The sequence below is a fragment of the Streptomyces recifensis genome, from assembly GCF_002154615.1.
In the GTDB taxonomy this organism is placed as follows: Bacteria; Actinomycetota; Actinomycetes; order Streptomycetales; family Streptomycetaceae; genus Streptomyces; species Streptomyces griseoluteus.
Genome location: NZ_MUNH01000089.1, coordinates 1 through 9,992, shown reverse-complemented (window position 1 = coordinate 9,992; position 9,992 = coordinate 1). Strand labels below are relative to the sequence as shown.

Genomic DNA, 9,992 nt, shown 5'->3' with positions numbered 1-9,992 from the left:
CCGCCGGCCCACACGGCGGCGGCGGCCTTGGTGCTGCGGCTCCACACGACCCCGTCCGGCGCCCTCCAGATCCGGGTGGTCCACGCCCAGCCGGCGCCGGTGGCGACCCCGACGGCCACTTCCGCGACCAGCAGTCCGAGCGACTCGACGCGGTGGTGGGAGTCCACTATGCCGGGCCCGCGCAGCGCCATGACCGCGAGAATCGCGGGCGCCAGCCACCAGCGCCGCTCGGCGTCGACGGCATGGGTGCGGAACTGCCTGGCGATCACCAGCACGGCGACGGCCACGATCACCAACGCATCGACGAACCCGGACATCCGAGCCTCCGTGTACGAGAGAGGGCGTCGGAGGCGGTCGCTCCCGACACCCTCGAAACTACGGAAATCCGCAGGCCACGGGATCGGAGCCGGGGTGGATCACGGGTGGATCTCCACAGGGCGGACTTCTCCACCCACGGGTGGAGCGATCTCGGGGCGCACCTGAGCCACGCCGCCCGGCGCCGGACCTCCCGCACCTCCCGCACCTCCCGGACCCACCTGACCCGAGGCACGGAACTCGCCAAGCACGGCACGGCACGGCACGGCACGGCACGGCAACGAAAACGGGAGCACCGGCCAAAGCCAGTACTCCCGTACCCCCGCCCGCACCCGGTCAAGGCCGAGTGCACACGGCTACGCGTCGATCCGCGACCGGTCCAGCGTCGCCGCCGAGCTGGAGATGAACTCCTTGCGCGGCGCCACGTCGTTGCCCATCAGCAGATCGAAGACCTGCTCGGCTGCTTCGAGGTCCGCGAGGTTGATCCGGCGCAGGGTGCGGTGGCGCGGGTCCATCGTGGTCTCGGCCAGCTGGTCGGCGTCCATCTCACCGAGGCCCTTGTAGCGCTGGATGGAGTCCTTGTACCGGACGCCCTTGCGCTGGAACTCCAGGAGCGTGTCCCGCAGCTCGCGGTCGGAGTACGTGTAGACGTACTTGTCCTGCCCCTTCTTCGGCTGGACCAGCTCGATGCGGTGCAGTGGGGGCACGGCCGCGAAGACCCGGCCCGCCTCGACCATGGGCCGCATGTAGCGCTGGAAGAGCGTGAGCAGCAGGCAGCGGATATGGGAGCCGTCCACATCGGCGTCCGTCATCATGATGATCTTGCCGTAGCGGGCGGCGTCGATGTCGAAGGTGCGGCCCGAGCCCGCTCCTATGACCTGGATGATCGCGCCGCACTCGGCGTTCTTGAGCATGTCCGTCACGGACGAGCGCTGCACGTTGAGGATCTTGCCGCGGATGGGCAGCAGCGCCTGGAACTCGGAGTTGCGCGCCAGCTTGGCCGTACCGAGCGCGGAGTCGCCCTCCACGATGAACAGCTCGCTGCGGTCGACGTCGTCGCTGCGGCAGTCGGCGAGCTTGGCGGGCAGGGACGAGGACTCCAGGGCGGTCTTGCGGCGCTGGGCGTCCTTGTGCTGGCGGGCGGCCACCCGGGTGCGTGCGGCGGCGACCACCTTCTCCATGACCGTGCGCGCCTGCGCCGCGTCGTCCCGCTTGGTGGAGGTGAGGAAGGCCTTGAGTTCCCGGGCGATCACGGTGGAGACGATGCGGCGGGCCGCCGAGGTGCCGAGCACCTCCTTCGTCTGGCCCTCGAACTGCGGCTCGGCCAGGCGGACGGTGACGACCGCCGTCAGACCCTCCAGCGCGTCGTCCTTGACCACGTCGTCCTCTGCGACGCGCAGCATCTTCTTGGCGCGCAGCACCTCGTTCATCGTCCTGGTGACCGCCTGCTCGAAGCCGGCCACGTGGGTGCCGCCCTTGGGGGTGGCGATGATGTTGACGAAGGACTTCAGGTTGGTGTCGTAGCCCGTGCCCCAGCGCAGCGCCACGTCGACACCCAGTTCGCGGGTGACCTCGGTGGGCGTCATCTGGCCGTGGTCGTCGAGGACCGGGACGGTCTCCTTGAAGGTGCCCTGGCCGGAGAAGCGGAGCGTGTCGCAGACCGGCTTGTCGGTGGCCAGGTACTCGCAGAACTCGCTGATGCCGCCGTCGAAGCGGAAGGATTCCTCACCCTTGCTGCCGCCCTCGCCGAGCCCCATCTCGTCGCGCACGACGATGGTGAGACCCGGCACCAGGAAGGCGGTCTGGCGGGCGCGCTGGTGCAGGTTGTCCAGAGAGAGCTTGGCGTCCTTGAGGAAGATCTGCCGGTCGGCCCAGTAGCGCACGCGCGTGCCGGTGCGGTTCTTCGGGATCCTCTTGGTCTTGGTGAGGCCGGTCCCGGCCTCGAACTTGGCCTCCGCGCCGCCTCGGGCGAAGGCGCCCGGGACACCGCGGCGGAAGCTGATGGCGTGGGTGCTGCCACCCCGGTCCACCTCGACGTCGAGCCGGGCGGAGAGGGCGTTCACCACGGAGGCGCCGACGCCGTGCAGACCGCCGGAGGCCGCGTAGGAGCCGCCGCCGAACTTGCCGCCGGCGTGCAGCTTGGTCATGACGACCTCGACGCCCGACAGACCGGTCTTGGGCTCGACGTCCACGGGGATGCCGCGGCCGTTGTCCCGGACCTCCACGGAGCCGTCGTCGTGAAGGATCACCTCGATGTGGTCGCAGTAACCGCCGAGGGCCTCGTCCACGGAGTTGTCGATGATCTCCCAGAGGCAGTGCATCAGGCCGCGACTGTCGGTCGAGCCGATGTACATGCCCGGACGCTTGCGCACGGCTTCCAGGCCCTCGAGGACGAGGAGGTGCCGCGCGGTGTAGTTGGAGCCGTCCCGGTCTGCTCCTGCCAGCAGCGCTGTGGACGGCACGGACGTATCGGCGGTCACGCGGTTCGCTCCTCGCTGAATTTCAGATGGGCCCCTGGTGGGTACGGGGCCGGCTTCGGTCGCCGCTCAGAGGGTACCGATGCCTGGTAGAGCCGGTGTAACGCCACCCTCGGCGGGGAACTCAGACTAGCTGAGGGTCGTACGGACGTTCGATCCCTCGATGGAGTGAAGCACACATCACGTTCCCTTCGAGGCATGAACCATTTAGGCTCCGGGCACGTCCTCATCAACAACCGGCAACCCAGCCGGGAGGACCGACCCCCAAGACCGCGCGAACCCGTACGCACCAGACCACGCACTACGGCACATTCGCCGCCAACCGGCAACACCCAGCCATCCGGAAAGAAATTTTCGACGGAAAGCCACGAGCGGGAACGAATTCGGCCTGGTTGGATGTTGACCCTGGTACGACAGCTCGTCGAGCTAGAGAAGAGGCGACGTGACTACTGTTCTGACCCCCGCGAGCCCGCTGACGGCCGCCGATCGCTGCGACCGATGCGGCGCCCAGGCATACCTGCGCGTCGTCCTGCTGAGCGGCGGAGAACTGCTCTTCTGTGCCCACCACGGGCGCAAGTTCGAGCCGGAACTCAAGAAGATCGCCGCTGAGATACAGGACGAGACGGAGCGGCTCACCTCCGTTCCCGGCACCTCTGCCACTGAAGAGCGCTGAATCTCGCACCCACCCGACGAGCCAGCCCCGGCACAGGCCGGTTGACGGGCGGCTGCTTCCCCAGGGGAGCGGCCGCCCGTTCTCGTACCCGGAAAGGCACCCCGGGCGCTCTCAGGAGCGCTCGGGGGCCTTCTCGGGCTCGTCCGCGGCCCGCTCCAGCGTGCGCACGACCTGGGAAACCCGTGCGTAGACACCCGGAGTGCCCGCCTGCCCGCAGCCGCTCCCCCAGCTCACCAGCCCGATCAGCCGTCCCCCGGCGACCAGCGGGCCGCCGCTGTCGCCCTGGCAGGCGTCCGGCCCTCCGGTGGCCTTCTCCCGTGCAGAGCATGGAGGTGGCGCGGTAGGTGCCGTTCCGGCCGCCCGGATGCGCGCGGCTGCACAGGTCGTCAGCCGGCGCATGCACCCGCGCGGCGCGCAGCCGGTTCGCATAGGCACCGCCGCCGCTGAGGTCCCCCCAGCCCGAGACCATGGCTTCGGTGCCGGCCGCATACGCCGGGTCACCCGCCCCGCCATGGGCGCCTCGAAGGCCCAGACTCATTCAGCCCCCGATGGCCCGCAGCACGAAGGCCCGGCCCCCACGAGGGGAGCCGGGCCTTCGGTGTCCGTGCGGACTCGACCTAGTCGAGGTAGTCGCGCAGCACCTGCGAACGCGACGGGTGGCGCAGCTTCGACATGGTCTTCGACTCGATCTGGCGGATGCGCTCACGCGTCACGCCGTAGACCTTGCCGATCTCGTCCAGGGTCTTCGGCTGGCCGTCGGTGAGACCGAAGCGCATCGAGACGACACCGGCCTCGCGCTCCGACAGGGTGTCGAGCACCGAGTGGAGCTGCTCCTGGAGGAGCGTGAAGCTGACGGCGTCGGCGGGGACGACGGCCTCGGAGTCCTCGATGAGGTCACCGAACTCGCTGTCGCCGTCCTCGCCCAGCGGGGTGTGCAGGGAGATGGGCTCGCGGCCGTACTTCTGGACCTCGATGACCTTCTCGGGGGTCATGTCGAGTTCCTTGGCCAGCTCCTCCGGGGTGGGCTCGCGGCCCAGGTCCTGGAGCATCTGACGCTGCACGCGCGCGAGCTTGTTGATGACCTCGACCATGTGCACCGGGATACGGATGGTGCGGGCCTGGTCGGCCATCGCGCGGGTGATCGCCTGACGAATCCACCAGGTGGCGTACGTGGAGAACTTGTAGCCCTTGGTGTAGTCGAACTTCTCGACCGCGCGGATCAGACCGAGGTTGCCCTCCTGGATGAGGTCCAGGAAGAGCATGCCGCGGCCGGTGTAGCGCTTGGCCAGGGAGACCACCAGACGGAGGTTGGCCTCCAGGAGGTGGTTCTTGGCCCGGCGGCCGTCCTCGGCGATGATCTCCAGCTCGCGCTTGAGCTTCGGCGCGAGCTTGTCGGAGTTGGCGAGCTTGTCCTCGGCGAACAGACCCGCCTCGATGCGCTTGGCCAGCTCGACTTCCTGCTCGGCGTTGAGCAGGGGGACCTTGCCGATCTGCTTCAGGTAGTCCTTGACCGGGTCGGCGGTGGCGCCGGCCGCGGCGACCTGCTGCGCGGGCGCGTCGTCCTCGTCCTCGTCGGACAGCACGAAGCCGGCGGCCTCGGTGCCCTCGGGCTCGTCGGCGGCCTTGGTCTCCTCGACGACCTCGTCCTCGAGAAGCTCGGCGTCGTCCTTCTTGGCGCTGGTCTTCTTGGCCGCCGTCTTCTTGGCCGTGGTCTTCTTCGCGACCGTCTTCTTGGCGGTGGTCTTCTTGGCAGCGGCCTTCGCGACGGAGGCAGCGTCGTCGGCGTCCTCACCCGTGGCGGCGGCCGGAGCGGCCGTGGCCTTGCGGGTGGTCACCGTCTTCGCCGCGACCGTCTTGGTGGCGGTGCGCTTGGCCGGGGTCTTCGCTGCGACGCTCTTGCGGGTGCGCTTGGGCTCTGCGGCACTGACCATCAGCGTCACACCCTCTTCCTCAAGGATCTGGTTGAGGCTGCGCAGTACGTTCTTCCACTGAGTGGCCGGAATCTGGTCAGCTTCGAAGGCCCGACGCACATCGTCGCCGGCGATCTGCCCCTCAGCCTTTCCCCGCTCAATGAGCGCCATGACAGAGACGGACTCGGCGATCTCCGGCGGGAGCGTACGGGATGTGCTGGCCGACACGAACAACCTCTCGGAACGTTGGAAAGCGGCTTCCGGCACCGTCCGTCATGGACAGGAGCCGACCACCGGCCTGGGGATGGGCCGACGGCGCGGGCGGGGCCGGGAAGAGACACAGCGCCTGGCACGGCGTCCGTATTCCCTTCGCGGCTGTTCACCTCTTAGGTCATCGCGCTGTTTCCGGGAGCGTTACGCCCAATCCGCGTGGCCCGAGTCACACCCTCCCGACAGCCAAACGCGATCACATGTGAACGAAGCGGTCCGCTGCCGATTTCCGTCTTGATCACTTCGCCGGTCCGGGTGGCCTGTCGTACCGCCGGACTCGGCCGGATTCCAGGGAGTCCGGCCGAGTCCGGCGACGGCGGGACCCGGTCGCGGTACCGCCATCTCGATCACTGGAGCGCGCCACGGGCGAGCGCGCCGTCCGTGTCCCCGTCAGTGCTCGCGCGGCGCGGGGACCACGCGCTCCACCTCGGGGTGGACGGTGAGGAGCTGGCGCATCGCGCCCTCGGCCACGGCGCCGTCGCCGCTGCCGAGCCCCTCCACGATCCGCGCGTGCTGGGCGACGGACGCCTCGGTCGGCCGCTCACAGCCGGTGGCGGGGCCACCGGAGACCTGGAGGGCGGCGGAGACGATCCCGGACAGGTGGTCCAGCATCCGGTTGCCCGCGACCTGGATGAGCAGCGCGTGGAATTCGGCGTCGGCCCGCGAGAAGGTCAGCGCGTCACCCTGGGCGAGGGCGTGGCTCATGATCTCCACCAGGTCGACGAGGCGCTGCTGCACGTCCTCGCGGCCGTGCCCCGCGGCGAGGCGGGCGGCGAGCGGCTCGATCGTCCAGCGCAGTTCGTTCAGCTCGCGGCGCTGGTCGTCGCGCTGCGGGCCGAAGGCGCGCCATTCGATGATGTCCGGGTCGAGCAGGTTCCAGTCGCTCACCGGGCGCACGCGGGTGCCCACGTTCGGCCGGGCACTCACGAGGCCCTTGGCCTCCAGGACCCGGAGGGACTCGCGCACCACGGTGCGGGAGACCTCGAAACGCTGGCCGATCTCCTCCGGCACCAGCGGGCGGTCGGCACCCAGGTCGCCGGAGACGATCATCTGACCGAGCTGCTGGACGAGCTGGCCGTGCAGTCCGCGCCCGCGACTGCCCGCGGCGCGCCGGCCCACGCGGCCCAGGTCGGAATCGGCGCCCTCCCAGGCGGGCGCCGTCACACGGTCGGCCATCGGGGCCTCGGCGTAGGGGTAGCGGTCGAGTTCGCCCGGTCCGGCGAGGCCGGAGTCGGCGGAGCGGGCGGCGGTCATCATGGTGTGCGCAAGGGTACTCACGCATCTTTTGTCGGCGTTGCCTTCAACTGCCTTGAGGGCTTTGGTGAAAAGCACACGAAAGGGTGATCGCTCACCCCGTCGCAATTGACGCCTTATCGGAAATAAACGGGCTTTCTGTGGGGAGTTGTGTGCACAGCGGCTCGGAAACCGCACCTCATGGCGTCATCTCGCCCTGGCGCGCAGCGTCGTGATCAAGTACGCGCACAGCAGCGCGGTGAGCGACAACGTCATTGCGCCACCCACGGGTTGGGCGATCACTCGCGCAAGTCCCAGCAGATAGCGCTCCCCCCCGAAGGGCCACTGGAGCAGCAGAACCTCCCGCATCCGCACGTGAATCCCGGCCGCGACTCGCACATATGAGCCTTCGAAGAACCGGTGCACGAGCGGGACGACGGCCACCGGCACCGCGAGTACGGCCGCCAGCCCCGCCGTCGTGGACCGGAACACCCCGGCCGCCAGCACGCCGGCCCACGCGCAGCCGACCACGAGCGCCAGCCAACTCGCACACAGCGGCAGCCAGTCTCCGGGGACCTGGACCAATTCCCGTCCGTAGACGAGATAGAGAAGCTCGGCGTCGCAGCCCAGCGCGAGAAAGGCCAGCATCGCGGCGGTGATTCCGGAGACGAACAGCTTCGCGGTGAGGAGCCCCAGCCGTCGGGGAACGGTGCCCCGGTCCGCCGCCAGCGCGGGATGCCGGAACTCGTCTCCGAAAGCGAGCGCGCCGAGCAGCCCCGCCGCGAGCGCGACCGGGGGCAGCGGCAGTTCGCGCGGCCAGGCGGCGAACAGGCGTGCCTGAGGGGTGTGCCCGATACGGGCCAGCACCACGGCGGTGATCGCGGACACGACGAGGACGGCACCGCAGACGACGAAGCCGGTGCTGATCCCGGTGGCGCGCCGTAGTTCGTAGCGCAGGGGACGGAGGGGGCCGCGTACGGAGCGGACGGCGACGGGGAGCGGCAGGGGTTCGGGGGCCTCCGCGGTCTCGGCTTCCTCCGGCTCCGCGGCACCCTCAGGCACCGCAGCGTCTTCGGCCGGTGCCGGCCGCTCCTCCCCGAGGGTCTCCGGCCGCATGTCACCCACCTCATGCGCGAGTTGATGGATGAGGATGCCGTTCCGAAAGGCGGTCTCACCGACGTCGGCCATCGTGCTGCCGTACACGGAGAGGCGGTTGCCCTCCTCGCGGACGACCTCCACGGAACGCCGCTCGCTGCGCGCCTCCGCGGTGAGCAGGTGAGCCAGGCGTGCGGCATGGGGGCTGCGGACGGCTACTCGCGGCCGGAGCCGGGTACGGGCGAACTCCACCGCCTCCAGGTCGGCGGCGACCCGCCCCGCCTCCAGGGTGACGACGTGATCGGCGTGCCGGGCGGCCTCCTTGGGGTCGGCGGTCGTGAGGAGTACGGCGCCACCCCGGTCGGCGTACGCCCCGAGGGCGGAGTGCAGCCAGCGTGCCTCCGGTGCGGAGAGTCCGGCGGCCGGTTCGTCCAGCACGAGGGTGTGCGGGTCGGGCAGCAGGGCGCAGGCCAGGCCGAGCCGGCGGTCCATCCCGAGGGACAGGGTGCCGAGCCGTTCCTCGCGGAGGCTGACGAGGCCGACCTCTTCCAGCACTTCGTCGGCCCGCCTGGCCGGGACGCCGGCCGCCGCGCAGAGCATCCGCAGGTGGTTGCGGACCGTGCGGGAGGGGTGTCCCGGTACATCGCCGAGGAGGACGCCGACTTCGCGTGAGGGGTGGGCGATGCAGTGCAGCGGGCGCCCCCTGAAGTAGGCGATGCCGCGCCCTCGCTGGAGTTCGAGCATCAATCTGAGCACCGTCGTCTTGCCCGCGCCCCCCGCTCCGAGCAGGGCGGTCACCTGGCCGGAGTGCGCTTCGAAGGAGACGTCCTCGACGGCGGGCGGCTGGTCTTTGAGGGAATCACTGGTCAGTCCGACAGCCTGGATCACCTGACGGAAGATAGCGCGCTATGCCGGGTTTTCCAGGTATCACCTCTTCTGTCCGGCAGTTGTTCGGCGGAGGGTCAACCTGCATGGCTCACTTGCCCGATGAGCGTCCCGCGCGCGACCGCTCCCCAACTGCGGCGCCCGTGATGATCCGACGCCCGGCCTCAGACCTCGGGACGGAGCATGGGGGGGTTGAGCAGAGTGGCGCCGCCCGCCCTGAAGAGCTGTGCGGGGCGGCCACCCTGGCGTGTGGTGGTGCCGCCCGTGGGGACGAGGAAGCCGGGCGTGCCGGTGACCTTGCGATGGAAGTTGCGGGGGTCGAGCGCCACGCCCCAGACGGCCTCGTAGACCCGGCGCAGCTCACCGACCGTGAACTCCGGCGGGCAGAACGCGGTGGCCAGCGAGGAGTACTCGATCTTGGAGCGGGCGCGCTCCACTCCGTCGGAGAGGATCAGGGCGTGGTCGAAGGCCAGGGGCGCCCTCGGTTCGCCGTCACGGCCGTAGCCTCCCTGCTGGAGCAGCTCCTCCACCGGTGCCCAGCGCGCGTTGCTCGCGTCGCCGCCCGCACGCGGGGCGGGCAGGTCGGGAGCGAGGGCGAGGTGGGCGACGCTGACCACACGCATACGCGGATCGCGCTTCGGATCGCCGTACGTGGCGAGCTGCTCCAAGTGGGCACCGTGGTCCTGGGCCGGAGCCGCCGGATCGTGGGCCCGGAGTCCCGTCTCCTCTGCCAGCTCGCGCGCCGCCGCCTGGGCGAGGTCCTCGTCGTCCCGTACGAAGCCGCCGGGGAGCGCCCACCGCCCCTGGAAGGGCGACTCGCCCCGGCGTACCGCCAGCGCACACAGGGCGTGGCGGCGCACGGTCAGCACGACCAGGTCCACGGTGACGGCGAAGGGCGGGAACGCTGACGGGTCGTAGGGCATGCCGCGATCATAGTCGTCTTCCTGACGATAAACACTCCGTTCGCTGGGAGGATCGGTGAATCCGCTGGGCCTCCGACGGAGGGATCGGGTAGTCCGGGGCGCCCGCTCAGCCGTCCTCCCCGTCGTGACACGACTTGCCGACTCCGGAGGGGGTGGGGCGTGAGCGGGTCGGGCGCCGGGTCTGGGCCTGCGCTGTCACTCATACACATCT

General features: G+C 70.1%; 6 protein-coding genes and 2 pseudogenes. 1 reads left to right on the top strand and 7 read right to left on the bottom strand.

Going from position 1 to position 9,992, the window contains the following annotated elements; translation table 11 throughout:
- Positions 1–317: pseudogene (locus tag CCN33_RS05820) on the bottom strand (DUF1453 domain-containing protein); the annotation flags it as partial.
- Positions 318–671: 354 nt separating this feature from the next.
- Positions 672–2,795, bottom strand: a complete 2,124-nt coding sequence (locus CCN33_RS05815; RefSeq protein ID WP_086691809.1) for a DNA gyrase/topoisomerase IV subunit B — start codon at positions 2,793–2,795, stop codon at positions 672–674.
- Positions 2,796–3,234: 439 nt separating this feature from the next.
- On the opposite strand from CCN33_RS05815, the gene CCN33_RS05810 reads away from it, so the two are divergent.
- Entirely contained in the window at positions 3,235–3,465 is a 231-nt protein-coding gene (locus tag CCN33_RS05810) for a DUF7455 domain-containing protein (protein WP_086691807.1), read from the top strand.
- Positions 3,466–3,576: 111 nt separating this feature from the next.
- Here CCN33_RS05810 and CCN33_RS05805 read toward each other — a convergent pair.
- The 5 genes and pseudogenes from CCN33_RS05805 to CCN33_RS05785 form a co-directional block, all read right to left on the bottom strand.
- Positions 3,577–3,970 (bottom strand): annotated as a pseudogene (locus CCN33_RS05805) (serine protease); the annotation flags it as partial.
- A 112-nt stretch (positions 3,971–4,082) separates the two neighbouring features.
- Positions 4,083–5,603 carry an RNA polymerase sigma factor gene (locus CCN33_RS05800; protein ID WP_086691811.1) on the bottom strand — a complete coding sequence of 507 codons (1,521 nt, stop codon included), beginning with the start codon at positions 5,601–5,603 and terminating at the stop codon, positions 4,083–4,085.
- Positions 5,604–6,035: 432 nt separating this feature from the next.
- Entirely contained in the window at positions 6,036–6,923 is an 888-nt protein-coding gene (locus CCN33_RS05795; protein WP_086691805.1) for a FadR/GntR family transcriptional regulator, read from the bottom strand.
- A 162-nt stretch (positions 6,924–7,085) separates the two neighbouring features.
- Positions 7,086–8,861, bottom strand: coding sequence for an ABC transporter ATP-binding protein (locus tag CCN33_RS05790; RefSeq protein WP_086691803.1), 1,776 nt, complete (start codon positions 8,859–8,861; stop codon positions 7,086–7,088).
- 161 nt (positions 8,862–9,022) lie between these two features.
- Complete coding sequence (locus CCN33_RS05785; RefSeq protein ID WP_086691801.1) at positions 9,023–9,781, bottom strand: NUDIX hydrolase; 759 nt, start codon at positions 9,779–9,781, stop codon at positions 9,023–9,025.
- Between the last annotated feature and the right edge of the window lie 211 nt (positions 9,782–9,992).

Bases quoted from the DNA above. Each gene is read 5' to 3' on its own strand.
- CCN33_RS05785 (WP_086691801.1), bottom strand. From the start codon at position 9,781: ATGCCCTACGACCCGTCAGCGTTCCCGCCCTTCGCCGTCACCGTGGAC.